At 73.1% G+C, this 24,651-nt stretch carries 22 protein-coding genes; 12 read left to right on the forward strand and 10 right to left on the reverse strand.

Translation table 11 applies throughout. The features are described from left to right. Nucleotides 1-7 precede the first annotated feature (7 nt). From uraH to ACFTWP_RS20990, 5 genes are all read left to right on the forward strand, one after another. Nucleotides 8-343 (forward strand): hydroxyisourate hydrolase, encoded by a 336-nt coding sequence (gene uraH, locus ACFTWP_RS20970; RefSeq protein ID WP_380266126.1) that lies wholly within the window; start codon nt 8-10, stop codon nt 341-343. Between the two features lie 27 nt (nt 344-370). Beyond that, a complete protein-coding gene (gene pucL, locus ACFTWP_RS20975; RefSeq protein WP_380266127.1) occupies nt 371-1,285 on the forward strand; it encodes a factor-independent urate hydroxylase in 915 nt (304 codons plus the stop codon). Between the two features lie 333 nt (nt 1,286-1,618). Then, nucleotides 1,619-3,082, forward strand: a complete 1,464-nt coding sequence (locus ACFTWP_RS20980; RefSeq protein ID WP_380266129.1) for a nucleobase:cation symporter-2 family protein — start codon at nt 1,619-1,621, stop codon at nt 3,080-3,082. A 112-nt stretch (nt 3,083-3,194) separates the two neighbouring features. Continuing rightward, the gene (locus ACFTWP_RS20985; RefSeq protein WP_380266131.1) at nt 3,195-4,577 is read left to right on the forward strand and encodes an 8-oxoguanine deaminase; all 1,383 of its coding nucleotides are present in this window, start codon (nt 3,195-3,197) and stop codon (nt 4,575-4,577) included. A 340-nt stretch (nt 4,578-4,917) separates the two neighbouring features. Beyond that, nucleotides 4,918-6,450 (forward strand): HEAT repeat domain-containing protein, encoded by a 1,533-nt coding sequence (locus ACFTWP_RS20990; protein ID WP_380266132.1) that lies wholly within the window; start codon nt 4,918-4,920, stop codon nt 6,448-6,450. A gap of 39 nt (nt 6,451-6,489) precedes the next feature. On the opposite strand, the gene ACFTWP_RS20995 is transcribed toward ACFTWP_RS20990, so the two are convergent. Both ACFTWP_RS20995 and aceB read right to left on the reverse strand, forming a co-directional pair. Continuing rightward, nucleotides 6,490-6,876 (reverse strand): gamma-glutamylcyclotransferase, encoded by a 387-nt coding sequence (locus ACFTWP_RS20995; protein ID WP_380266133.1) that lies wholly within the window; start codon nt 6,874-6,876, stop codon nt 6,490-6,492. A 294-nt stretch (nt 6,877-7,170) separates the two neighbouring features. Then, nucleotides 7,171-8,850: a malate synthase A gene (gene aceB, locus ACFTWP_RS21000; RefSeq protein WP_380266134.1), complete on the reverse strand. Its 1,680-nt coding sequence runs from the start codon at nt 8,848-8,850 to the stop codon at nt 7,171-7,173. Nucleotides 8,851-9,040: 190 nt separating this feature from the next. Here aceB and ACFTWP_RS21005 point away from each other — a divergent pair, with 190 nt between their 5' ends. Then, nucleotides 9,041-9,838, forward strand: a complete 798-nt coding sequence (locus ACFTWP_RS21005) for an IclR family transcriptional regulator (RefSeq protein WP_380266135.1) — start codon at nt 9,041-9,043, stop codon at nt 9,836-9,838. 255 nt (nt 9,839-10,093) lie between these two features. Beyond that, on the forward strand, nt 10,094-10,720 hold the full coding sequence (locus ACFTWP_RS21010; protein WP_380266136.1) for a hypothetical protein: 627 nt from the start codon (nt 10,094-10,096) through the stop codon (nt 10,718-10,720). Between the two features lie 72 nt (nt 10,721-10,792). Here ACFTWP_RS21010 and ACFTWP_RS21015 read toward each other — a convergent pair whose 3' ends face one another. Together ACFTWP_RS21015 and ACFTWP_RS21020 are read right to left on the reverse strand one after the other, a co-directional pair. Beyond that, nucleotides 10,793-11,260, reverse strand: coding sequence for an NUDIX hydrolase (locus ACFTWP_RS21015; protein WP_380266137.1), 468 nt, complete (start codon nt 11,258-11,260; stop codon nt 10,793-10,795). A gap of 19 nt (nt 11,261-11,279) precedes the next feature. Then, a complete protein-coding gene (locus ACFTWP_RS21020) occupies nt 11,280-11,969 on the reverse strand; it encodes an HAD family hydrolase (RefSeq protein ID WP_380266138.1) in 690 nt (229 codons plus the stop codon). 339 nt (nt 11,970-12,308) lie between these two features. On the opposite strand from ACFTWP_RS21020, the gene ACFTWP_RS21025 reads away from it, so the two are divergent. The 3 genes from ACFTWP_RS21025 (at nt 12,309) to ACFTWP_RS21035 (ending at nt 16,865) form a co-directional block, all read left to right on the forward strand. Then, nucleotides 12,309-12,704, forward strand: a complete 396-nt coding sequence (locus ACFTWP_RS21025; RefSeq protein WP_380266139.1) for a ribonuclease domain-containing protein — start codon at nt 12,309-12,311, stop codon at nt 12,702-12,704. A gap of 347 nt (nt 12,705-13,051) precedes the next feature. Continuing rightward, nucleotides 13,052-16,438 (forward strand): carbohydrate binding domain-containing protein, encoded by a 3,387-nt coding sequence (locus ACFTWP_RS21030; RefSeq protein ID WP_380266140.1) that lies wholly within the window; start codon nt 13,052-13,054, stop codon nt 16,436-16,438. A 94-nt stretch (nt 16,439-16,532) separates the two neighbouring features. Next, on the forward strand, nt 16,533-16,865 hold the full coding sequence (locus ACFTWP_RS21035; protein ID WP_380266141.1) for a hypothetical protein: 333 nt from the start codon (nt 16,533-16,535) through the stop codon (nt 16,863-16,865). A 269-nt stretch (nt 16,866-17,134) separates the two neighbouring features. Here the strand turns inward: ACFTWP_RS21035 and ACFTWP_RS21040 are convergent, their stop codons facing one another. Further along, nucleotides 17,135-17,722 (reverse strand): NADPH-dependent FMN reductase, encoded by a 588-nt coding sequence (locus tag ACFTWP_RS21040; protein ID WP_380266142.1) that lies wholly within the window; start codon nt 17,720-17,722, stop codon nt 17,135-17,137. A 173-nt stretch (nt 17,723-17,895) separates the two neighbouring features. Between ACFTWP_RS21040 and ACFTWP_RS21045 the strand changes: the two genes are divergently transcribed. After that, the gene (locus ACFTWP_RS21045; protein ID WP_380266143.1) at nt 17,896-18,570 is read left to right on the forward strand and encodes a TetR/AcrR family transcriptional regulator; all 675 of its coding nucleotides are present in this window, start codon (nt 17,896-17,898) and stop codon (nt 18,568-18,570) included. 102 nt (nt 18,571-18,672) lie between these two features. Further along, a complete protein-coding gene (locus tag ACFTWP_RS21050) occupies nt 18,673-19,488 on the forward strand; it encodes a nucleotidyltransferase domain-containing protein (protein WP_380266144.1) in 816 nt (271 codons plus the stop codon). Nucleotides 19,489-19,534: 46 nt separating this feature from the next. Here ACFTWP_RS21050 and ACFTWP_RS21055 read toward each other — a convergent pair whose 3' ends face one another. The 5 genes from ACFTWP_RS21055 to ACFTWP_RS21075 all read right to left on the reverse strand — a co-directional run bounded on the left by ACFTWP_RS21055 (nt 19,535) and on the right by ACFTWP_RS21075 (nt 24,566). Then, nucleotides 19,535-20,464, reverse strand: coding sequence for a phosphotriesterase (locus tag ACFTWP_RS21055; RefSeq protein WP_380266145.1), 930 nt, complete (start codon nt 20,462-20,464; stop codon nt 19,535-19,537). Next, nucleotides 20,461-20,880, reverse strand: coding sequence for a carboxymuconolactone decarboxylase family protein (locus ACFTWP_RS21060; protein ID WP_380266146.1), 420 nt, complete (start codon nt 20,878-20,880; stop codon nt 20,461-20,463). Before ACFTWP_RS21060 ends, ACFTWP_RS21055 begins: the two co-directional genes overlap by 4 nt. Nucleotides 20,881-20,894: 14 nt before the next feature. Continuing rightward, nucleotides 20,895-21,473, reverse strand: coding sequence for a DUF4865 family protein (locus ACFTWP_RS21065; RefSeq protein WP_380266148.1), 579 nt, complete (start codon nt 21,471-21,473; stop codon nt 20,895-20,897). Between the two features lie 179 nt (nt 21,474-21,652). Then, nucleotides 21,653-22,234, reverse strand: coding sequence for a TetR/AcrR family transcriptional regulator (locus tag ACFTWP_RS21070; RefSeq protein WP_380266150.1), 582 nt, complete (start codon nt 22,232-22,234; stop codon nt 21,653-21,655). Between the two features lie 190 nt (nt 22,235-22,424). Then, the gene (locus ACFTWP_RS21075) at nt 22,425-24,566 is read right to left on the reverse strand and encodes an MMPL family transporter (protein ID WP_380266151.1); all 2,142 of its coding nucleotides are present in this window, start codon (nt 24,564-24,566) and stop codon (nt 22,425-22,427) included. Nucleotides 24,567-24,651 lie beyond the last annotated feature (85 nt).

The following is a 24,651-nucleotide window of genomic DNA, read 5'->3' on the forward strand; positions in this document are numbered from 1 at the left end:
TTCACCCATGACTGGCATCTCCACGCACGTGCTCGACACCAGCCTCGGCCGCCCGGCCGAGGGTGTCCCGGTCGAGCTCGCACTGCACACCGAGGGTGGCTGGAAGGTGCTCGGCACCTCCGCCACGGACTCCGACGGCCGGGCCAAGGACCTGCCGGCCGTGGAGGCGGGCTCGGTCGTCCGGCTCCTCTTCGACACCGCCGCCTACTACGCGGCGACGTCGGACGAGGCGCCGTTCTTCCCCGAGGTCTCGATCGTCTTCACGGTCGCGCCCGCGCAGCACCACTACCACGTGCCGCTGCTGCTCAACCCGTTCGGATACTCGGTCTACCGCGGAAGCTAGACCGCTTGATTGATTGGGAGCCACGTCATGGCCCACGTGCTCGGTCAGAACCAGTACGGCAAGGCGGAGAACCGCATCGTCCGCGTCTACCGTGACAGCACCCGTCACGAGATCAAGGACCTCAACGTCTCGGTCGCCCTCTCCGGCGACCTCGACGACGTCCACCTCACCGGCTCCAACGCCAACTGCCTGCCCACCGACACCACCAAGAACACCGTCTTCGCGTTCGCGAAGGAGTACGGGATCGAGTCGGCGGAGCAGTTCGGCATCACGCTGGCGAAGCACTTCGTGGACAACAACGAGCCGATCCACCGCGCCCGGATCCGGATCGAGGAGTACACCTGGGACCGGATCAAGACCCCGGACAACTCGGCCCGCTTCATCGGCTCGGAGGAGGTAGGCCACTCCTTCGTCCGCAACGGCGGTGAGACCCGCACCTCCGAGATCGTCTACGACGGCGAGTCCGTCCAGGTGATCTCGGGCCTCAAGGACCTGGTGGTCATGAACTCCACCAACTCGGAGTTCTGGGGCTACATCAAGGACAAGTACACCACCCTGCAGGAGGCGTACGACCGGATCCTCGCCACCCAGGTGACGGCCCGCTGGAAGTACGGCTTCACCGGCAGGGACGACGAGGCCCAGCCGAACTGGAACCGCTCGTACACCCACGTGCGGCGCCACCTGCTGGAGGCCTTCGCGGAGACCTACTCCTACTCGCTGCAGCAGACCCTGCACTCGATGGGCACCCGGGTCCTCAACAACCGCTCGGAGGTGGACGAAGTACGCCTGGAGCTCCCCAACAAGCACCACTTCCTCGTCGACCTGGAGCCCTTCGGCCTCAAGAACGACAACGAGGTGTACTACGCCGCGGACCGCATGTACGGCCTGATCGAGGGCACCGTGCACCGCGAGGGCGTCGTCCCGGTCATCCCGGTCGCCTGACCCTCCCCGCACCAGGTGACCGGCGCCGTGAACCCCGTCCAGCACCGCTGCACCCTCCGGCCCGCCCGGCCGGGCGGCGCCGGACGGCCGAGCACGGCACCGGCCGCCACCGCGGCACCGCATGTCACCGCAGCACCCCGCTCAACCGCACCAGCTGTTTCTCCACCCCCACCAACCGGAGATCGTGCTCGCCTCGCGGCGGCCGGCCCGGGGATCTGGAGAGACCGGCCGAGGGACTCCTGCACCGCCGTCCCCACCCTCGGCCCAGGCGAGTTCAGCCAGTCTCCAGCGCCACGGGCGCGCCGGGAGCCATGGGCACAAGAGGGGCTCGACATGGCATTCCCTGACCACAGCACCAAAGACGGCGGTTCCACCCCGGACGGACCCACCGGTCCGGACGGCGTGCCGCACACCCGGTCCGGCACGCCGACCGGCCCGGCGGTCCACCCCGTGGACGAGCTGCTGCCCCCGGTGAGACTCCTCTCCACCGGACTCCAGCACGTCGCCGCGATGTACGCGGGCGTGGTCGCGCCCCCGCTCATCGTCGGCGCCGGCGTGGGGCTGTCCCCCGCCGAGCTCGCCCTGCTGATCTCGGCCAGCCTGTTCACCGCGGGCCTGGCCACCCTGCTCCAGACCCTGGGGTTCTGGAAGATCGGCGCCCGGATGCCGTTCGTGAACGGCGTCTCGTTCGCCGGCGTCGCACCCATGATCGCGATAGCCAAGGAACACGGCCCGAAGGACGCCCTCCCGGTGATCTTCGGCGCGGTGATCGTCGCGGGGCTCCTGTGCTTCCTCGCGGCGCCGTACTTCTGCAAACTGATCAGGTTCTTCCCACCGGTGGTGCAGGGCACCGTGATCACCCTCATCGGGGTCTCACTGCTCCCGGTGGCGGTCAACTGGGCCCGCGGCGGCGCACCGGGGGCCCCCGGCTTCGGCTCGATGCGGGCCATCGGCCTCGCCGCGTTCACCCTCGTCGCGGTGGTGCTCTGCAACCGGCTGCTGCGCGGCTTCTGGCAGCAGCTCTCCCTGCTCATCGGACTGGCGATCGGCACCCTGCTCGCCTTCCCGCTGGGCCTGGCCGACTTCGACGCGGTCGGCGACGCGAAGGTCTTCGCGCTGCCCTCCCCGTTCCACTTCGGCGCCCCCGTGTTCGACGCGGCGGCGATCATCTCGCTCTGCATCGTGATGGTCGTCTCGATGACCGAGTCCACCGCGGACATGCTCGCCCTCGGGAAGATCGTCGACCGCGAGGCCGACGAGCAGACCCTGGCCGCGGGCCTGCGGGCGGACGGCCTGGCCACCGCCATCAGCCCGGTCTTCAACGGCTTCGCCGCCAGTGCCTTCGCCCAGAACATCGGGCTGGTGGCGCTGACCAAGATCCGCAGTCGCTTCGTGGTCGCGGCCGGCGGCGGGATCCTGATCCTGCTGGGTCTCTTCCCGGTGCTCGGATCACTGGTCTCCCTCGTCCCGCAACCCGTCCTCGGCGGCGCCGGGATCGTGCTCTTCGGCACCGTCGCGGCGAGCGGCATCCGCACCCTCGCGGAGGCCGGGATGGAGTCCGGCGCGAACACCATCCTGGTGTCGGTCTCACTCGGGGTCGGCATCATCCCGATCGCAGCCCCCACGTTCTACGACGCCTTCCCGGAGGCCGTCCGCACCCTGATGCACTCGGGGATCTCGGCCGGCTGCGTGATGGCCGTCCTGCTCAACCTGCTCTTCCACCACGTCGGAACGGACCGCCGGTCGACCGCCGGCGACACGCCCGGCGCGACGGTGCCGACGGCGACACCGTCCTGACCGGCGGACGGGCGGTACAACCGCCACGGCGCGTACCGCCCGCCCGTCGCCCGCCGCCCCTCCGGGGCACCGGCGGGCGACACCTCAGACCCTCCCCCCATTGGAGTCCACCATGGCAGTCCAGCCCCCGCCCGCCGACCAGCGGATCGTCATCGAGAACGTCGCCATCGCCACGGTCGACGCCAACGACACCGAGTACGCCCGCGGCCACGTGGTCGTCCTCGGCAACAGGATCGAGTCGGTCGGTGACGGCCCCGCCCCGCAGTGGCTGGACAACGTGGTGCGCCGGGTCAACGGCGAGGGCCACCTGATCACGCCGGGCCTGGTCAACACCCACCACCACTTCTACCAGTGGATCACCCGCGGCCTGGCCCAGGACAACATCCTGTTCGACTGGCTGGTCGCGCTCTACCCGACCTGGGCCCGGATCGACGACAAGCTGGTGCACGCCGCCGCCCAGGGCTCGGCCGCCGCGCTGCTCAAGTCCGGCTGCACCACCGCCTCGGACCACCACTACGTGTTCCCGAAGGACGGCGGCGACATCCTCGGCGCCGAGATCGAGGCCGTCCAGGAGCTCGGCATGCGCTTCACCGCGCTGCGCGGCTCGATGGACCGCAGCAAGAAGGACGGCGGCCTGCCGCCGGACCACGCGGTCGAGAAGACCGAGGACATCCTGATCGCCTCCGAGGCCGCCGTGGACACCTACCACGACGCCTCCTTCGACTCGATGCTGCAGATCGCCATCGCGCCCTGTTCGCCGTTCTCGGTCTCCACCGAACTGATGCGCGAGGCGGCCCTGCTGGCCCGCCGCAAGGGCGTGCGCCTGCACACCCACGGCTCGGAGACGGCCGAGGAGGAGCAGTTCTGCAAGGAGCTGTTCGGCATGGGCCCGACCGACTACTTCGAGTCGACCGGCTGGCTGGGCGAGGACGTCTGGATGGCGCACTGCGTCCACATGAACGACTCGGACATCGCCAAGTTCGCCGAGACCGGCACCGGCGTCGCCCACTGCCCGTCCTCCAACGCCCGCCTGGCGGCCGGCATCGCCCGCGTCCCGGACATGCTGAAGGCCGGCGTCCCGGTCGGCCTCGGCGTGGACGGCACCGCCTCCAACGAGTCCGGCGAGCTCGGCACCGAGCTGCGCAACGCGCTGCTGATCAACCGTCTGCACGGCCGCCCGGACGCGCTGACCGCCCGCAGCTCGCTGCGGCTGGGCACGATGGGCGGCGCCCGGGTGCTCGGCCGGCAGGCCGAGATCGGCTCGATCGAGGTCGGCAAGCTCGCCGACCTGGCGCTGTGGAAGATCGACGGCATCATGCACTCCTCGATCGCCGACCCGGTCGCCGCCCTGACCCTGGGCGCCCTCCCGCCGCTCGCCCTGCTGCTCGTCAACGGCAACGCCGTGGTCGAGAAGGGCCTCCTGACCACCGTCAACGAGGACCGGATCGCCCAGGCCTGCGCCCGCGCGGCCAAGGAGCTCGCCGCCCGGGGCTGACCGGCCCCTCCCCCGGTGTGGCCGCCCCGCCCGGCGGCCGCACCCCGCAGATTCCGGGTCCGCCCAGGGACGGTGCGTGACCCGGACTCCGTGAGCCCCCAGCGGGCGCACGGAACGCAGCCCCGGACCCACGGCGAGGGTCCGGGGCTGCGGCGTGCCCGGGAGCGGGCGGCGCTGCCGGGCGGCCGGTCGGTCGAAGCGGCCGACGGATCCGGCAGCAGGGCCGCGAGGTCCTCCTCCCACGGCTCACCGGTCGGACCGGTGCGCCCGGTGGCGACGGCGACCTCGGTGCGGGGAAAACCACTGGTCGCACGGAGGACGGCAGCGACAGGATGACCGGATGAGATGGAAGCTCCGCCGAAAGCGACCGACCACCAGCGCCCGGTTCCGGCTGCGGGAGAGCCTCGAACGCGCGAGCCGGCCCGGCACCCGCTCCTTCGCGGAGCTGATCGGGGCACTGGAGGCCGCGGCGAGAGCCGAAGGGGCCGGCACGGCGCTGGAACTGCTCACCGAGCGCCCTGCCGTGGTGCTCCGGCTGGACTCCTACCTCCGGCAGGAGCACTGGACCGGGCACGACCACCCACCCGTCGCCGAAGCCGAACCGGTCACCCTGGCACTGCTCGGCTCGCACCCGGACGGGCGGGTCCGTGAGGCGGCCGTCCGACAGGTGCTCGCGCAGCCGCTGCCCGGGCTCATGCCGTTCCTGGTGCTGCGCACCGGCGACTGGGTGCCCCAGGTCCGCGACCGGGCCCGGGCCGGCCTGGCCCTGCTGCTGCACGACCGACCGTCCTGCGTCACGCCGCAGACCGTTCGAACGGCCCTCCTGGCCGCGGGACGCCGTCGCGGTTCCTTCGCACTCGCCCAGGTGCGGGCCGCCCTGGCCGCGGACGAGCTCGGCGAAGGAGCGGAGCGGTTGCTGGCCCGGCACCACCACCCCGAGGTGCGGCGCTTCGCCCTGGAGGCCGTCGGCCACCGGCTGCGCACCCGTGACCTGCTCCGGCTCGTCGAACTCGATCACGACCGGGACCTACGGGCCCGTGCCGCGGAGGCGGTCGCACGGGAGGCGGTCTGGACCGAACAGCACGAGATCCTGCACCGCCTGGCACAGAGCCCGTACGGGGAGGTCAGGGCAGCCGCGCTCACCGGGCTGATGCGGGCGGGGCTGCCCCTCCAGGGCGCGGAGCACCTGGACGACCCGTCACCACTGGTACGGGCGCTGGCCCGGGAGGCCGTCCGCCGTACCGGCGGTGACGCGCGGGCCCACTACCGCGCGGCGGTGGCCTCCGGATCGCCCCCGCCCGCCGCCGTCGACGGGCTCGCCGAGATCGGCGGCCCGGCGGACGCGGCCGCCCTCACCGCCCTGCTCGGGCACCCCGCGCCACAGGTCAGGGCCCGCGCGGTCCGGGCGCTGCGCCTGCTGGGCTCCGTACCGGTGGCCGAACTGGTGCCGCTGCTGCGGGACGGCTCGACGGCGGTCGTCCGGGAGGCTGCCGCCGCCCTGCTGCCGAGCGCCGGCACACTGCCGGAGGGCCTGCTCGGGGAGTTGTTCGCCGACCCCGGACGCCCGGACGTCCGACTGGCCGCCTACGGGATGCTGAGGAGGCGTGCCCCGGCCACGGCCCTGCGCGCCGCCCTGGAGGCGGCCGGCGACGACCATCCGCGGCTGGCCCACCGGGGCAGGGCCGACGCTCTGACGCTGGCCCGCCGGGTGGCACCCGAGCCGTGGCGGACCGGTGGGACGCCGCCGCCGGAGGTGGCGCCCGGGGACCTCGCCGGGCTGCTCGTCCTGCTGGAGCGGTCACCCGGGGCCCTGCCGGGGGACGTACTGGGCCGGCTGCGGGCCCGGCTGGCCGGAGCCGCGAGCGGCGACTGACCGCCCGTGGCCCGGGCGGGGCGGGCCCGGTACCGGGGATCAGGCGGTGCGGCCCAGCGTGGCGAGGTAGGCGCGCCACCCGCCGTACTCGGTGATCTCCCGGTGGACGCCCTTCTCCAGTTCGCCGCGGGCCAGCAGCATGGACAGGCAGGCGCTGCCGTCGGCCAGTTCGATGACGCCGAGCTCCAGCTCGGCGGGCTCGCCGGGGAGGATGACGTCCCTGAGGTGTTCGAGCGGGACGTCGTACAGCTCGCCCTCGACGGCGGTGACGGCGCCGGGGGCCGGCAGCAGCCCGGGGCAGACGTCGCCGATGGAGAAGAAGCGGTAGCCGGGCGCGGTGCGGACCGGACCGATCAGGGCGTCCGCCACCGAGGCGTGGAACGGACCCCCGACCATCGCCTGGCCGTTGAAGAAGATGCGGGCCATCGTGGCCTCCTCCTGGCCGCGCCGGGCGGCGCGGCCGGACATGCCGGGCGGCCCGGCCGGGGTGGACCTCCCCAGGTCCCCCGGCCGGGCCGCCGGTCTCGGTTGGGCGGAACGGGACGCGCCGGCGCGGTGCGCCGGCGCGCCGTACGGAACGGAGCAAAGCCCGCCGCCAGTGCTACAACCTGGCAGGCGGCAGCCGTCCGGCGGCTGGCTAGATTGGGCTCACCCCGGTCGGACGGGGCCCGCGGGACGGGACACCCCGTACGGGCCCGGGCGGACCGGGGCGGGCCGGACTCAGCCCAGCAGGGGAAGCGCGGGCAGCGTGAGGAAGTCCGCGAACTCCTCGGCGAGGGAGACCTGCTCGAAGAGCCTGGCCGCCTCCTTCCAGCGCCCGCCGGCGTAGGCCTCGTCGCCCAGCTCGGCGCGGAGCGCGGCGAGCTCCTCGGCCACGAGCCGGCGGACCAGCTCGGCGGTGGCCTTCTCGCCGGTGTCGGAGAGCACCACGCCGTTGTTGATCCACTGCCAGATCTGCGAGCGGGAGATCTCGGCGGTGGCGGCGTCCTCCATCATGTTGAAGATGGCGACGGCGCCGAGGCCGCGCAGCCACGCCTCGATGTAGCGGACCCCGACCTGGACGGCGTTGTGCAGGCCGGCACGGGTGCAGGTGCCGCCGGCGCCGGCGATGTCGAGCAGCTCGGCCGGGGTGACGGCCTCGGGCGACCCGGGGTTGTCCTTCTGGTGCGGACGCTCGCCGAGCACCGCGTCGAAGGAGGCGCGGGCGACCGGGACGAGGTCCGGGTGGGCGACCCACGAGCCGTCGAACCCGTTGCCGGCCTCGCGGTCCTTGTCGGCCTTGACCTTCTCCAGCGCGGCGGCGTTGACCGCCGGGTCGCGGCGGGACGGGATGAAGGCGGCCATGCCGCCGATGGCGTGCGCGCCGCGCCGGTGGCAGGTCTGCACCAGCAGGCGGGCGTAGGCGGCCATGAAGGGCGAGGTCATCCCGACGCTGTTGCGGTCCGGCAGGATGTAGTGCTCACCGGCGTCGCGGAAGTTCTTGACGATCGAGAACAGGTAGTCCCAGCGGCCCGCGTTGAGACCGGCCGCGTGGTCGCGCAGCTCGTAGAGGATCTCGTCCATCTCGAACGCGGCGGTGATCGTCTCGATCAGCACGGTGGCGCGGACGGTGCCGTGCGGGATGCCGAGGGCCGCCTGGGCGTGGGTGAACACGTCGTTCCAGAGGCGGGCCTCCAGGTGGCTCTCGGTCTTCGGCAGGTAGAAGTACGGGCCGGAGTTCGGGTCCTCGGCGCCGCGGGCGATCAGCCGCGCCGCGTTGTGGAAGAAGTACAGGCCGAAGTCGAGGAAGGCGCCGGCCACCGGGGTGCCGTCGACCAGCAGGTGGTTCTCGTCGAGGTGCCAGCCGCGGGGGCGGACCACGACGGTGGCGAGCTCGGCGGCGGGCTTCAGGGTGTACGACTTGCCGGCCTCGGTGCTGAAGTCGATCCGGCCCTCGAAGGCGTCGATCAGGTTGACCTGCCCGCTGACCACGTTCTCCCAGGTCGGCGAGGTGGCGTCCTCGAAGTCGGCGAGCCAGACCCGGGCGCCGGAGTTGAGGGCGTTGATGACCATCTTGCGGTCGGTGGGGCCGGTGATCTCGACCCGGCGGTCCTGCAGGGCGCGGGGCGCCTCGGCGACCTTCCAGTCGCCGGCGCGGACCTCCGCGGTCCCGGGGAGGAAGTCGAGGGTGCCGGCCTCGGCGATCTCGGCCCGGCGGCTCTTCCGTCGGGTCAGGAGTTCCTGGCGGCGACCTTCGAAGGCGCGGTGGAGGCCGACCACGAAGGCGACCGCCTCCGGGGTGAGCACCTCCTCGGCGCGGGGGACGCGCGGACCGGCGACGGTGACGACCGGAGCGGCGGAGAGAGCGCCAGGGGGCACCCCCAGCCGAAGGCTGGGGGAGGGTCCCTGATCTGTAGCCATGGGCAGGACACTCCTTGGACGGTTGAGCCTGGCAAAGGGAGCTCCGGTGGGAACTTCCTTGATCCGAACCCGCGTGGTAGCGGGTTTGATTCTGTAAGGTGGAGACTAGTTTCCGCGATACAGAATTTCAACGGTTTGTTGAGGTGATCGCTGGGACTCTACTCCTCCCCCGACAGCGAAGGGAACGCCGGTGGTCGCGACCCCCGACACAGCATCGACGACAGGCAGCGACCGCGCGAGCGGCGGCGTGCAGTCCGTCGAGCGCGCCTTCCAGCTGCTGGAGGCACTGGCGGACGCGGGCGGAGTCGCGACGCTCAGCGAGCTCTCCGCCTCCTCGGGCCTGCCCATGCCGACCATCCACCGCCTGGTACGTACCCTCGTCCAGCAGGGATATGTCCGCCAGGACACCGCCCGCCGGTACACCCTCGGTCCGCGGCTGATCCGGCTGGGCGAGACGGCGGGCCGCCTGCTCGGCAGCTGGGCCCGCCCGTACCTGGCCGAGCTGATGGAGGCCACCGGCGAGACCGCCAACCTCGCCGTCCTGGAGGGCGGGGAGGTGGTCTACGTCGGGCAGGTCCAGTCGCGGCGCTCGATGCGGATGTTCACCGAGGTCGGCCGCCGGGTCCAGCCGCACTGCACCGGCGTCGGCAAGGCCCTGCTCGCCCAGCTGCCGGAGGACGAGGCCCGGGCCATCCTCGGTCCCAACCCCCTTCCCGCACACACCTCGTACACGCTCACCGACCCCCAGCTGCTGCTGGACCACCTGGCCGAGGCGCGCGAGCGCGGCTACGTGGTGGACGACCAGGAGCAGGAGATCGGCGTCCGCTGCATCGCGGTGGCCGTGCCCGGCGCCCCGACGCCCACCGCGCTGTCGGTGTCCGGCCCCGAGGCGCGCATCCGGGCACTGGAGGAGCAGGCCGGCAGCGCCTCCCTGGTACCGGTGATGCGACACATCGCGACCAGACTCGGCCAGGTCCTGGCGCCCTGACGATCCGTCGATCCGTCGACCCGTCAACCGCCGGTTCGTCGATCGGTCGGTGGGTCGACCCGTCGGCACGAGGACCGGCACCCGACGGGGGTCGACCGTCGGCCTCCCCCGCCCCAGCGCGTCGGCGTTCACTCGTTCGAGCAGCACCGGAGTGTTTCCCGCTCCGCCGCGGCCCGGCGGTTCACTCTTGTGCCGAGGCGGCGCGCGCGGTGACGGGCCGGTGAGGCAAGGCGGGTGAGGGCGTTGTCCCGAGGCTTGGTAGGCAGACTCCTGGTGGCGGGCTGCGCGGCGCTGGCGCTCGGCGCGGGCACCGGCGCACCGTCGGCCACGGGTCTCGCCGCCGCCGGCGCCGGCACCCCGGCGAGCAACCGGGCCACGACCGTCGGGGCCACGACGAACCGGACCGTGCCGGACGATGCCGCCTCGGACGAAGCCGCCACGGAGCCTGCGCCGAACGGCGGTACCGCGGCAACGGCGGGGGCCGGCCGGGCGGTGTCCGACCTCCACGTCGTACGGGCCGACCCGGAGGCCGTCCACCCGGGCGGCAGCACGACGGTGCACGCCTTCGTGACCAACGGCGGGCCGGACCGGACGGCCTCCGGCTTCACCGTGCTGGTCGTCCTGCCGGCCGGCGCCCGGGCCGAGGGCCCGTTCTTCCCCGAGTCCTGCCAGGTCTCCGAGGACGGCCGCCGGGTGCGCTGCGTCTTCCCGTCCGGGCTCTCCTCGCTGCGCAGCGCCACGGCCGTGGTGCCCGTCCGGGTCTCGCCGGACGCCCCGGCACCCGGCACCCTGACCGGGGGCCGGGTGGTGGTGGTCGGTCCGGACGACCCCGACCCCTCGGACAACCGTCAGCCGTTCGAGGTCACGGTCCTCCCCGAGTGACGCACGGGCGGGACTGTCGCGGCCGGGACTGTCGCGGCCGGGGCGGTCACGGCCGGGACGGTCGGAGCCGGATCAGTCGGAGCCCGGACGGTCCCGGCGGTCGCGGTACAGCGCGAGGGTCGGCGCGAGCTGGGAGTGCTGCGGAGAGGGCGGCGCGTCCGCTGTGAACCAGCCGAGTTCGTCGAACTTGTGCGGCTCGCCGATCGCCACCCGCGCCGGGTCGACCTCGACGGCGAAGACCACCGCGACCCAGTGCGAGACCGGATCGCCGCGCAGGATGTTGCGCACGCCGATCGTCTCGATCGAGAGCGCCGGCGCGCTGTACTCCTCCCGGACTTCGCGTGCCACCGCCGACTCGAAGGACTCGCCGTACTCCAGCGCACCGGCGCCGGTGTCCCAGGTGCCGGGTTCGTCCCGGGCCCCGGCACCCCGCCTGGCCAGCAGGATCCGGCCCGCGCCGTCGTGGCAGACGAAGACGCAGGAGACGGCGGGCGCGGGCCCGGGCGCCGCGGCGGGGCGGGTGGACGAGGGGTCGGTCATTCGGTCGCTCCTTCGGGGCTCAGAAGTGGTCGAGGAGCTCGGGGAGGGCGCGCAGCCGGAGCACGCCGGCGTCGGACGGGTCCAGCTCGGTGTGCTCCAGCACCCAGGTGTGGTCGTTGGGGATGAAGACGGCGTTCAGTCCGGCCCGGCGGGCGGGCAGGATGTCCGACTTCGGGGAGTTGCCGATCATCCAGCCGTCGGCCGGGTCGATGCCGTGCGAGGCGACGAACCGCCGGTAGGTGGCCTCGTCCTTCTCGGGGACGATCTCCAGCGCGCGGAAGTACGGCGCGAGCCCCGAGGAGTCGATCTTCCGCTGCTGCTCCTCGACCTGACCCTTGGTGAGCAGCAGCAGCCTGTGGCGACCGGCGAGCCGCTCCAGGGTCTCGACCGCGCCGGGGACGGGCTCCACCTGAAAGTCAATCAGCACGGCCGCCAGGGAGTCGATTCCGGCGTTCTCGGCCGCGGTGGCGGGTCGGCCGCGCAGCCGCTCGACGCAGTCCCGCAGACTGCGGACCAGCATCCGGCTTCCGTAACCGTGGGTGACGGCGTTGGCCGTCTGGATCTCGTCGAGCACGGCCCGCAGTTCGGCGGGTCCGAGCACCGGATGGTCGAGCCAGTCGAGGAAGTCGGCGATCACCCGCTCGAAGACCACGTTGTTCTCCCACAACGTGTCGTCGGCGTCGAACACGAGCACCTGGTTGCGCCTCAACTCCGGCCTCCGGGATTCCTGTACGGGGTGCCGCCACGCTAACCCGCGGGCCGCGCGGACCGCAGGTGGTTATCCGGCGGCCCGCCGACCCCCGGCAGGCGCCCCGCCGACCCCCGGGCAGCCGCCCTCCCGTCGGCTCCCCGCCTCCATCCGGCCGAGGGGCGTGCCCGCCCGGGGTGTGCTCCGGGTGTGCCCCGGGTGTGCGGCGGGTGTACGTCCGACAGGGCGGCTGACTGCGCAAGTCGCTCGGGTTCCCTGCCAGTTACGCGTACATGAAGAGTCGTCACAGGGGCCCGCAGCACCTTCCGCGGACGCCGCGGCGGGCTTCACACTGCTGCCATGCGAAACACTCTACGCGCGTTGAAGACCCGCGCCGCCTCCGTCGCCGCCGTCGGCCTGCTCACGCTGGCCCCCACCGCCGTGTTCGCCGCCGAGGCCCACGCCACCGTCAGCGGCAGCGTCTGCCTCACGGCCCTGCCGAGCCAGGCCAAGGACACCCTGAACCTGATCGCCAAGGGCGGGCCGTTCCCGTACTCGCAGGACGGCATCGTGTTCCAGAACCGGGAGGGCGTGCTGCCCTCGCAGACCACCGGCTACTACCACGAGTACACCGTGATCACGCCGGGCTCCTCGACCAGAGGCGCGCGGCGGATCGTCACCGGCAAGGTCTACCACGAGGACTACTACACGGCCGATCACTACGTGACCTTCCGCAAGGTCAACTTCGGCTGCTGACCCACCTCCAGCCGGATCCGCCCGCACCGCCGACAGCTCCGCCACAGAGCCGCCCGCACCCGCTCCCCGGGTGCGGGCGGCTCTGTCGTGGCCGCCGGAGCAGGAAGCTCCGGACCTCTTTACGTCCGATTTACAGACGAGTACGCTCCTGAAACATCTTGCAGAGCTTTGCGCAAGACAGGATCGCGGCACCCCATGCCCTCCCCACCCCCAGGGCCCACGGTGCAGAGCCCGGACGGCGCAGCGCCTGCAAGATCTTGCAGCCGCTTCACGCTGCCCTCGGCCGCGCGCTCCTCCCCCACCCGACCGGCCGCCCCATCCGGCGGCCCGCCCCGAGGAGTCCCGCCGTGGACCTCATTCGCCATGCGCCCCGACGCAGCGGACGCCATCGACACCGCCGGCCACTGGCCGCCGTCGTGGCCGTGCTCGCCGGCCTGCTCGCCACTCTCATCCCCGCCCTCAGCGCGCACGCGGCCACCACCGCCACGGTCTACTACAAGCCCACCGCCGCCTGGTCCACCGTCGACCTGCACTACGCCCCCACCGGCGGCAGCTGGACCACCGCGCCCGGCGTCCCGATGGACGCCGCCTGCGACGGCTGGTTCAAGAAGACCGTCGACCTGGGCACCGCCACCGCTCTCGCCGCCACCTTCAACAACGGCGCCGGCAGCTGGGACAACCACAACGGCGCCAACTACGCGCTGGGCAGCGGAATCAGCGCGGTGACCGGCGGCGCGGTGAGCACCACCGACCCCTGCGCCACCGCCACCCCCACCTCGGCCACCGTCTTCTACTCCACCACGACCACCAACTGGTCGGCCTACTACCTGCACTGGGCGCCCGCGGGCGGCAGTTGGACGACCGCCCCCGGCACCCGGATGACCGCGGCCTGCACCGGCTGGGTGAAGCTGACCGTCGCCCTGGGCACCGCCACCAGCTGGCAGGCGACCTTCAACAACGGCTCCGGCACCTGGGACAGCAACGGCGGCGCCAACTACCAGCTGGGCACCGGCTCGGTGACGGTCAAGGCCGGCGCGGTCGCCCACAGCGACCCGTGCGGCACGACCGATCCCACCCCCTCACCGTCCGCCTCGGCCTCCGCCAGCGCCTCCGCGAGCGCGTCCGCCTCGGCGACGGCCAGCCCGACCGCGACCACCACCACGCCCCCCACCGGCACCGCGGCCACCGTCTGGTACTCCACCACCAGCGTCGGCTGGAGCACGGTCAACCTGCACTGGGCGCCCACCGGCGGCACCTGGACCACCGCGCCCGGCATCGGGATGGACGCCGCCTGCACCGGCTGGGTCAGGAAGACCGTCAGCCTGGGCACCGCCACCACCTGGCAGGCGACCTTCAACAACGGGAACGGCGTCTGGGACAACAACAACGGCGTCAACTACCAGCTCGGCAGCGGGAACAGCATCGTCAAGGACCGCACGGTGACCGGCTCCGCCACCGACCCGTGCGCCGCCGTCGTGCCGGACACCACCGCCCCGGAGGTGCCGGCCGCGGTCACCGCGAGCGCCACCGCCACGTCCGTCGTGCTGACCTGGAACGCCTCGAAGGACAACGTGGCCGTCACCGGCTACCAGATCACCCGCACCGGCGGGACCAAGGGCACCTCGGTGGTCAACACCGGCTCCACGGTGTACTCCGAGGCCAACCTGGAGGCGACCACCTACTACTGCTACACCGTGAAGGCGCTGGACGCCGCGGGCAACCTGTCCGCCGCGAGCGCGCCCGGCTGCGCCACCACCGGCACCGCGCCGCCGCCCGCCGCCGGCGGCACCCCGCTCGGCGGGGACCCGCGCAAGGACCCGATCTACTTCCTGCTCACCGCCCGCTTCTACGACGGTGACACCGGCAACGACCGGGGCGGCAGCCAGGACGTCAAGTCGGGCAACGCGGCCAACAACGACCCGATGTTCCGCGGCGACTTCAAGGGCGTCGTCCAGAAGCTGGACTACATCAAGGCGCTCGGCTTCTCCGCCATGTGGATCACGCCGGTGGTGCTGAACCGCTCCGACTACGACTACCACGGGTACCACGGCTACGACTTCTACAAGGTCGACCCGCGGCTGGAGTCGGCCGGCGCCTCGTACCAGGACCTGATCAACGCCGCGCACGCCAAGGGCATCAAGATCTACCAGGACGTGGTCTACAACCACAGCTCCCGCTGGGGTGCCAAGGGCCTGTTCACGCCCACCGTCTACGGCGTCCGCGACGCCCAGTGGAGCTGGTACTACGACGCCCCGAACGCGGGCTTCGAGTACGACGGCCTGACGGTCGACCCGGTGTCGGGCAAGTCGTACTACAACGGCGACATGTGGTCGACCACCGCGCCGGCCGGCAACACCTGCGTCAACTGGGGCGTGCCGACCGGGGGCCGCAGCGCCGAGGGCTACACGGTCTACAACTGCCAGTGGCCCAACCCCACGTCGGGGATGTTCCCGAAGGCGCTGTACCACCAGTGCTGGATCGGCAACTGGGAGGGCGAGGACTCGCGCTCCTGCTGGTTGCACGAGGACCTGGCCGACTTCAACACCGAGAACCCGGTCGTCCAGCAGTACCTGATCGGCGCCTACAACAAGTACATCGACATGGGCGTGGACGGGTTCCGGATCGACACCGCCGTGCACATCCCCCGGGTGACCTGGAACCGCCGCTTCCTGCCGGCCATCTACAGCGAGGTCACCCAGAAGTTCGGGGCGGCGAAGGCGGCGAACTTCTTCGTCTTCGGTGAGGTCGGCGCGTTCGTCAACGACAAGTGGAACCGCGGCTCGGTGAACCACTCGGCGCAGTTCTTCACCTGGAAGGAGCGCAAGGAGTACACCTCCGACGACGTGCAGGCGGCGCTCGACCAGTTCAACTACGAGAACACCATGGGCACCGCCAACCAGCCCACGTCCAGCAACGCGTTCCTGAACGGGAACAGCTACCACACGCCGGACAAGAGCCAGTTCAGCGGCATGAACATCATCGACATGCGCATGCACATGAACTTCGGTGACGCGTCCAACGCCTTCAACAACGGCAAGGACTCGGACGACTCCACCAACGACGCCACGTACAACGTGGTCTACGTGGACAGCCACGACTTCGGCCCCAACAAGTCGAGCACCCGGTACGCCGGCGGCACCGACGCCTGGGCCGAGAACATGGCCCTGATGTGGACCTTCCGCGGGATCCCGACGCTGTACTACGGCTCCGAGATCGAGTTCCAGGCCGGGAAGCAGATCGACTGCGGCCCGACCTGCCCGCTGGCCACCACCGGGCGCGCCTACTACGGCGACAAGATCGCGGGTGACGTGACCGCCTCCGACTTCTCGGTGGTCTCCGGTGCCTCCGGTGCGGTCGCAAGCACGCTCTCGCAGCCGCTGGTCAAGCAGGTCCAGCGGCTGAACCAGATCCGCCGGGCGGTGCCGGCCCTGCAGATGGGGCAGTACTCGACCACCGGCGTGTCGGGTGACATGGCCTTCAAGCGCCGCTACACCGACGCGGCGAGCGGCACCGACTCGTTCGCGCTGGTCGCGGTGACCAACGCGGCGACGTACACCGGGATCCCGAACGGCACCTACAAGGACGCCGTCTCCGGCGACGTCCGGACGGTCACCAACGGCACCCTGAGCGTGGCGGCGCCCGGCAAGGGCAACCTGCGCGTGTACGTGCTGGACCTGGGCGGGGCCAACGCCGCACCGGGCAAGGTCGGCGCGGACGGCCCCTACCTGAAGTAGGGCGAAAGGCAGGCGCCGTCGGATAGGTTGGTGGGGCGTGCCCGGGTGACCGGTCACGTCCCACCGACACGAGACGACGAGGACAAGCCCCGCCATGACCGCGCCACTGCCCGCCTTCGCCGGCCGTACCTACCTCTTCCAGGTCGACAACGGCGCCGAGTTCCGCAACGCCTACTCGGCCGACGGGAAGCGCCTGCGCTGGGAGGGGCTCGGCGAGTCGGCCGGGCAGTGGGAGGACGTCGCCCTGCACGTCGCGCAGGTCGGCCCCGAGCAGTACTTCGTCAGCTGGACGGAGCAGAGCGGCATCACCGTCAGCCATGTGATGGACCTCGCCACGCTGACCGTGCGGGCCTTCTGGACGTACGAGGGCGAGGGCGGCCGGGTCGGCGAGCTGCACACCGGCACCCTGGCGCCGGTCGCGCCGTAGCGGCGTCGACGCCTGGGCGGGCCGGAGCCGTCACCGGCGCGTGATCGCCGTGCTCGACCCGGGACGGGACGCGTTCGCCACCGGCACCGGCACCGGGATCCGGATCGGCGGTGGCACCCGGAGGTGACGCACCGCGCCGCCCGGCCGACGACGTCGAGCGGGCGGCGCGGGGGGCGGCGGGGACCCGACCGGACGGGTGGCCGGGGCGCCGGGGAAGGTGCGCCGGGCCGGCGACACGCCGTCGGACGGGTCCGCCACCACCGAACGGGTCAGGCCGCCTGGCGGCGCGCCCGGTCGGCGTCGATCTTGTCCTGGAGGGCCGTCAGGATGCCCTGCAGCAGGCCGACCGCGGTCTCGTCGGTGAGGTTGCCCTCCGCGTCGAAGCGCTCGTGCGAGCGGAAGACCAGCACCTCCGGCTTGACCACGACGTCGGTCTCGGTGCCGGCGAACACCTGACGCAGCGCCAGCTGGGCGCGCACCGAACCGAGGTTGGCGGGAGCGGCGCCGACGACGGCGGTGGGCTTGCGGTGCAGCGGACGGCCCTCGGTGCCGCTCCAGTCCGTGCTGAGCCAGTCGATGGCGTTCTTGAGCACGCCGGGCACCGAGTGGTTGTACTCCGGGGTGGCGATCAGCAGGCCGTCGGCCTCCAGCACCCGCCGGCGCAGGTCGTTGACGACGGCCGGGCGGTCCTCCGGGTTGTCGAGGTCCCGGTCGTAGGGCGGGATCTCGCGCAGGCCGTCGAAGATCTCGATCTCCATGTCGCCGGGGGTGAACTTCCGGGCCGCGTGCAGCAGCAGGGTGTTGTGCGAGCCCGCGCGGAGCGAACCGGAGATGGCGAAGACCTTGGAGACGGTCATGGTGATGCTCCTTCAGAAACCGGCGTGCGGCTGGTCCTTGAGCGAACCGGCCTCGACAGAGAGAAAACTAAACGAATCGGTTCAGTTCAGTCAACCGTACGGTTCAGTGTGGTCGGAGGGGCGATTCGTGTAGTCTGTCCCTCCCCCACCCGCGGAACAGAGGAAGTACCACCATGGGAGTCGAGCCCGCGGGCCCGCTGGACGAGTACGGAATCCCCGTCATCCCGGCCCCCGTCGAGGTGTCGCAGCGCAAGCGACAGGCGATCATCGACGCCGCCCTGGTGGAGTTCCTGCGGGCCGGCTACTCCGCCGCCTCGATGGACGCGATCACCAGCCGCTCCGGGGTCTCCAAGGCCACCGTCTACAAGCACTTCGGCAACAAGGAGCGGCTCTTCCTCGCCGTGGTCGGCGGGATACTGCCGCAGACGTACGCCACCCTGGAGTGCGGCGCCGCGGGCGTCGCCGACGCACCCGACCTGCGCACCGCACTGGTCGACCTCGCCACGGACTGGGCCCACATCCTGCTGCGGCCCGACATCATGTCGCTGCGCCGCCTGGTGATCGGCGAGATCGACCGGTTCCCGCAGCTCGGACAGCTCTGGTACCGGGTCACCTTCGACATGTACAACCGGCCGCTGATCACCGCCTTCACCGCACTCGACGAACGCGGCGAGCTCGACACGCCCGACCCGGCGCTGGCCGTCCAGCAGTTCGTCGCCGCCACCGTCGGCGTGCCGCAGCTGATCCAGACCTTCCGCACCGACACCGAGACGGACGAGGCCGAGCTCACCCGGATCATCAGCTCGGGCGTGGACCTGGTGCTGGCCCGCTACGCGGTCAAGGGCTGACCCGCGCCTCACCGGCCCCCGACCGGCGGGCCGCCCGGCGGGCGTACCGGGGCACCGGAAACCCGTTGGCGCCCGGTCGCCGGCGCCCGGCAGGGTGAGGGCATGACTGCTCCAGGACTCGACCAGGACGGCTGCATCGCCCGCGAGGGCGCCCTCGACCGGGTGCCGCCCGCCTTCGCCGGGGTGGTCGCCGACGCCCGGGCCCGCATCACGGCGCTGTTCGGGCCGGAGCGGCTGCACAGCGCCTACCTCTACGGCAGCGTCCCGCGCGGCACCGCCACCCCCGGCGTCTCGGACCTCGACCTGCTGCTCGCGCTGCGCCGGCCGCCCACCGCCGCCGACCGGGCCGACGCCGCGGTGCTGGAGGCCGGGCTGGACGCCGCCCACCCCGTGATCGACGGCGCCGGGATCGTGCTCTCCGACACCGCCACCCTGCTGAGCGACCTCGAACGGCACGACCTCGGCTGGTTCGTCGCCTGCCTGTGCACCCCGCTGCTGGGCGAGGACCTCGCCGCCCGGCTGCCGCGCTACCGCCCTACCTCGCTGCTCGCCCGCGAGACCAACGGCGATCTCGGCAGCCTCCTCCCCCGCTGGCGCGAGCGGCTGGCCGCCGCCGCTACCGAGGCCGAGACCAGGGCGCTCGGCCGGGCGGTGGGCCGCCGCACGGTCCGGACCGGCCTCACGCTGGTGATGCCGCGCTGGGGCGGCTGGACCAGCGATCTCGGCCTGTCCGCCGAGGTGTTCGGCCGCTACTACCCCGAGCGCGCCGGCCAGCTGCGGCTGGCCGCCGACCTCGCCCGCCGGCCCGGCGCCGACCGGGCCGCGCTCACCGTACTGATCGACGACCTGGGGCCCTGGCTGGCCGCCGAGTACACGGCCGTCCACGGGGTGAAGGCCCCGCGGCCCGCCGGGCCCTGACCGACGCCCGACCGGGCCCCGACCGGGGAAGCGGCCGCCCGACCCGTCAGGCCCAGTCGGCCGCGAAGGCGCGGGCCGGGTTGGTGACCAGCAGCCGCTCGGTCAGCCCGGCTCCGAACTCCCGGGTGATCCGGGCGGCGAGGCCGCCGACCAGGTGGGGCAGGCCGGGCGCGCCCCGGGCCGCCCGGGTGGTGGTGTCGCCGCCGAGCAGCAGTTGGCCGGCGTGACCGGCGTCGACCAGGGCGGCCAGGACGTCGAGGAGGCGGTGGTCGGTGGCGTGGTTGGCCCGGGACGGGCCGTCCAGCGCGAGGAAGGCGCCGGACTCGGCCAGCTGCCGGTGCATCCGCAGGTCGGGGAACCGGTTGAGGTGACCGAGGATCACCCGCGCGGGCGGGACGCCGAGCTCGCCGCAGAGCAGGGCCAGCACCTCGGGCGCCCCGGTGCCGAGTTCGTGGTGCACACCGATCGGTGCGCCGGTCGCGTGGTGGGCCGCGGCGGCGGCCGTCATCACCCGGCGGGCGTGCTCGTCCAGGTCGTGGTAGCCGCCCGCGACCTTGATCATCCCGGCCCGCACCGCGACCGGCGCCCCGCCCCGGGGGCCGGCCTCGCGCAGACCGCTGGTCAGCTCCTCGACGAACAGCCGGGCCAGCGCGTCCACGTCGGACAGCGCCGCCAGCACGTCGGGCTCGTAGTGCCGGGCCTGGTGCAGTCCGGTGGCCGCCACCAGGTGCACCCCGGTGTCCCGGGAGAGCCCGGCGAGGTCCGCCGCGCCCCGGCCCATCCCGTACGGCGTCCACTGCACCACGGCCCGGCCGCCGGCCGCCGCGAAGGCGCGCAGCTCCGCCTCGGCCGCCGCCGGGTCGTCGAGTTCCTGCCCCGGCAGGAGCGGGGAGGCGAGGAAGAGGTGGTCGTGGGAGTCGCAGACACCCAGCGCCGCCGGGTCGACGTCCCCCCGTACGGTGCGGACGGCGGTCACGACCCGGCCCCGCCGCCCGGAGCCCCCTCCGCGAGGGTGGCGGCGACCACCCGCAGGCCGGCCAGGGCCTTCGGGACGCCGATGTAGGGCGCCAGGTGGACCATCGACTCGATGATCTGCTCCCTCGTCAGCCCGATCCGCAGGCTGTTGCGCACGTGGTCGGCGAGCTGGGGCTCCACCCCGCCGAGGGCGGCCAGCGCGGCGAGGTTGAGCAGCTGGCGGTCCCGCAGTTCCAGGCCGGGGCGCTGGTAGGTGCCGCCGAAGAGGCTGGTGACGATCCAGTCGGGGAATCCGGGGGCGAGCTCGTCCAGACCGCGCAGGGTCCGGTCCTGCGTCTGCGGGCCGGCCAGCTCGTTCAGCAGGCGGTAGCCCGCTTCGCGCTCCAGCGGGGCCGGGGTGAGGTCGTCGGGTGACATCGGGGTCGGTCCTTTCACCAGTGCCGGCCGGCCGGCAGTTCGTGGAGTCCCGGGCGGGACAGGTGCAGCACCCGGTACCGGGTGCCGTGCTGCTCCGGGGCCCTCCCCCGCCACAGGGCGGTGCGCAGCAGCTCCCAGCGGTCCGGGTCGACCGCGACGGCCGCGCTGTGCAGGGTCTCGTCCTCGGGGAGTTCGGCGAGCGCCCGCTCGATCGCCTCGGCCGGGTCGACGCCTACGGGGAGCGGCTCGGCTCGGCGGGTGGCGGTGAGCGGGGTGGAGTCGGCGGCCGGCCCGGAGCGGAACCCGGCGCCCACCCAGTGCCGGACCACCGGGCGGCCGAAGTCCTCGACGATGCCCCGGAATCCGGAGCCCCAGAGGAAGGCGTTCATGCCCTCGGCGGTGCGCCAGAGGTAGAAGGGCGCGTACTGGTTCACCGGCGAGCCGCCCTCGTCGCCGCGCTCGCGGACCAGGTAGGCCTTGAGGCCGAGCCCGGGGAAGTCGTCCATCAGGTGGCCCCTGGTGGCGACCCGCCTGCGGATGATCTCCATGTCGTAGTCGGCGGGCAGGGTGATCTCGTACTGCATCGCGTACACGGTGGGCCTCTCCGATCGGAGCTCTCGCCGCACGGGGCGTGCGGGTGTGCGTGCGGGGGAGGGTGCGGGATGTACCGGGGTGCGGCGCGTCGGCGCGCGAGGAGTCGGGGGCGCGTCGGCGCGCGAGGAGTCGGGGGCGCGTCGGCGCGCGAGGAGTCGGGGGCGCGTCGGCCCGGCGGTCAGGTCTGCCGCCGGGCCGCGAGCAGCCCGAGGGCGCCGCGGACGGCCTGCCCGAACGGCTCGACGCTGTCGGCGGCGCGGGCCAGCACGTAGCCGCCCTGGACCACGGCCACCACCGCGGCCGCGGTGTCGGCCGGATCGACGCCCGGGGCGAACTCGCCGGCCGCCAGGCCCTCTTCGAGCACCTCGGCGATGCGTCCGCGCAGCCAGTCGAAGGTCTCCTCGACCGGCGCCCGGAGCTGCGGGTCGGCGATCACCTCCGGGTCCTGCGCCATCCGCCCGATCCGGCAGCCGCGGAGCACCTCGCGCTCGCGCAGCAGGTACGCCTCGATCCGCTGGTAGGCGGTGCCGGGGCCGGCCAGCCGCTCCTCGGCGAGCGCCCGCATCTGCTCGGCGCTGCGGCGCAGCGCGGCTGCCGCGAGGTCGGGCTTGCCGGCGAAGTGGTGGTACATGCTGCCCTGGCCGACGCCGGCCCGCTGCTGGATCGCCTTGGGGCTGGTGCCGACGTAGCCGCGCTCCCAGAGGAGTTCCTGGGTGCTCTCGATCAGCCGGTCCTGGGTTGCCATGGCTCCACTGTACATACCAGTAGGTACAGAACGCCACCCGCCTTGCCCCGACAGGGCGGCGGACACGACGGCGAACCCCGAGGCGGAGACCGCCGCCGACACGCCCACCGACACGACGGCGGGGCCGCCGGACGATGCCGGCGGCCCCGGGGAGGGACGGTCGTACGCGCCGGGGAGCCGTAGCCGCCCGGCAGGGCCCGCGGGGTCAGACGCCGACCGGCTGGCGGTCCGCGGCGGCGGGCACCGGGCCGTCGCCGTGCTCGATCCGCAGCTCGGGCAGCAGGCGGTCCAGCCAGCCGGGCAGCCACCAGTTGGCGCGGCCGAGCAGGGTCATGGTCGCCGGGACGAGCACCAGCCGGACGACCGTGGCGTCGACCAGCACGGCCGCCGCCATCCCGACGCCCATCATCTTGACGGTGACGTCCGGGTCGATCGCGAAGCCGATGAAGACCGCCACCATGATGGCGGCCGCGCTGCTGATCACCCGGCCGGTCGCGGAGAGCCCGCGCACCACGCTGCCCCGTGCGTCACCGGTGGCCAGCCAGTCCTCGCGGACCCGGGAGAGCAGGAAGACCTCGTAGTCCATCGACAGACCGAACAGCACGGTGAACATCAGGATCGGCACCCAGGAGGAGACCGGCACCGAGTGCGGCAGTCCCAGCAGCCGCGCTCCCTGGTCGGTCTGGAAGACCGCCGTCATCACCCCGTACGCGGCGGCCACCGAGAGCAGGTTCATCGCCGCCGCCTTGACCGCGATCACGGGCGCCCGGAAGAGCAGCGTCAGCAGGATCAGCGACAGCGCCACCACGAACGGGACGACCACCCAGAGCCTGGACGCCAGCCGGTCGGAGATGTCGGAGAAGACCGCGACCACCCCGGTCACCTCGGCGCCGTCCGGCAGGAGTCCGGAGCGCATCCGGCCGAGCAGCTCCCGGGTGTCGGTGTCCTGCGGCCCGGTCCGCGGCTGGACGGAGACCACGGCCGCGTCGGCCGATCCGTTCAGCACCGCCGGGGCCACCCCGGCGACCCCGGGGTCACTCTTCAACCGGTCCGCGATGGAGGGGAGTTCGGCGGCAGGCACCTTGTGCAGGTCGACCGTGACCAGCAGCGGGCCGTTGGCGCCCGGCCCGTAGGCGGCGGACACCAGGTCGTACGCCCTGCGGGTGGTGTTGGACTCCGTCTGGATGCCTGCGTCCTGCGGCCAGGTGCGCATCGCGAGCATCGGCGCGGCCAGGGCCAGCAGCACGACCAGCGAGGCCAGGGCGGCGGCCACCGGGCGGCGGCCGATCAACCGGGCCCACCGCTCGGTACGGGTCGGACCGGCCGGCCGGGGCGCCGGGGCGCCGTCGCCGCGCCGCTCCGCCCGGCGCAGCAGGCGCGGGCCGGCCAGCGAGCAGAGCGCCGGGACGAGGGTCAACGAGGCCAGCATCACCGCGCCCACCACCGCGAAGGTGGCGTAGCCGAAGGAGGCGTAGGTGGCGAGTCCGGCGAGCTTCAGACCGAACAGGGACACCAGCACGGTGGAGCCGGCCACCACCACCGAGGAGCCGGCCGTGGCGGTCGCCTCGGCGGCGGCCCGCTGCGGGGTCAGCCCCCGGCGCAGGCCCTCGACATGGCGGCTGACCAGCAACAACGCGTAGTCGATGCCGACCCCGAGGCCGACCATGCTGGCGACCGTCGGGGCGGTGGCACTGATGTCGGTGACGGCGGCGAGCAGGTAGATCACCGCACTGCCCAGGCCCAGGCCGGCGAGCGCGACGATCAGCGGCAGGCCGGCCGAGACCACCGTGCCGAGGGCGAGCACCAGGATGAGCAGGGCGGCGACGATGCCGATCGCCTCGGCCGTGCCCGAGGGGGCGGAGAAGTTCTCCGGCAGCTGGCCGCCGAACTCCACCTGCAGGCCCCCGCGTTCGACCGGCCCGGCGGCCTCGCGCAGCGCGTCCAGGCCCTCGGAGCCCTTGAAGTCGGTGACGGGTATCCGGTAGGTCAGGGCGATCAGCGCGGTGTCGCCGCTCGGCGAGAACACCGGCGGGGCCACGGTCGGGGTGCCGCGCAGCACCGCGAGGCGGCCGCGCAGCTCCTCCAGCACGGTGTCCGGGACCCGGGCGCCGCTCCGGTCGTGCACCACGACCCGGGCGCCGGCGCCGGACATCTCGGGGAAGCGCTCGGCCAGCAGGTCGCTGCCGGCCTGCGAGCGGGTGCCGGGCACCCGGTACGAGTCGCGCGGGCTGCCGCCCACGGTGAACACGAGGGCGAAGGCGGCGGTGAGCAGCAGCAGCCAGGCGACGAGCGTGCGCCACGGTCTGGCCGCCGCGGCGCCGCCGAGGCGGCCGAGGAACGAGGACATCAGGGGCCTTTCGGCAGGTACGGGCTTCGGAACGGTGCTGCGGAGCGGAGCCGCCGGGCAGGACCGCGGGGCGGAACTGCGCGGA

It is taken from the genome of Kitasatospora sp. NPDC057015, assembly GCF_042673745.1.
In the GTDB taxonomy this organism is placed as follows: domain Bacteria; phylum Actinomycetota; class Actinomycetes; order Streptomycetales; family Streptomycetaceae; genus Kitasatospora.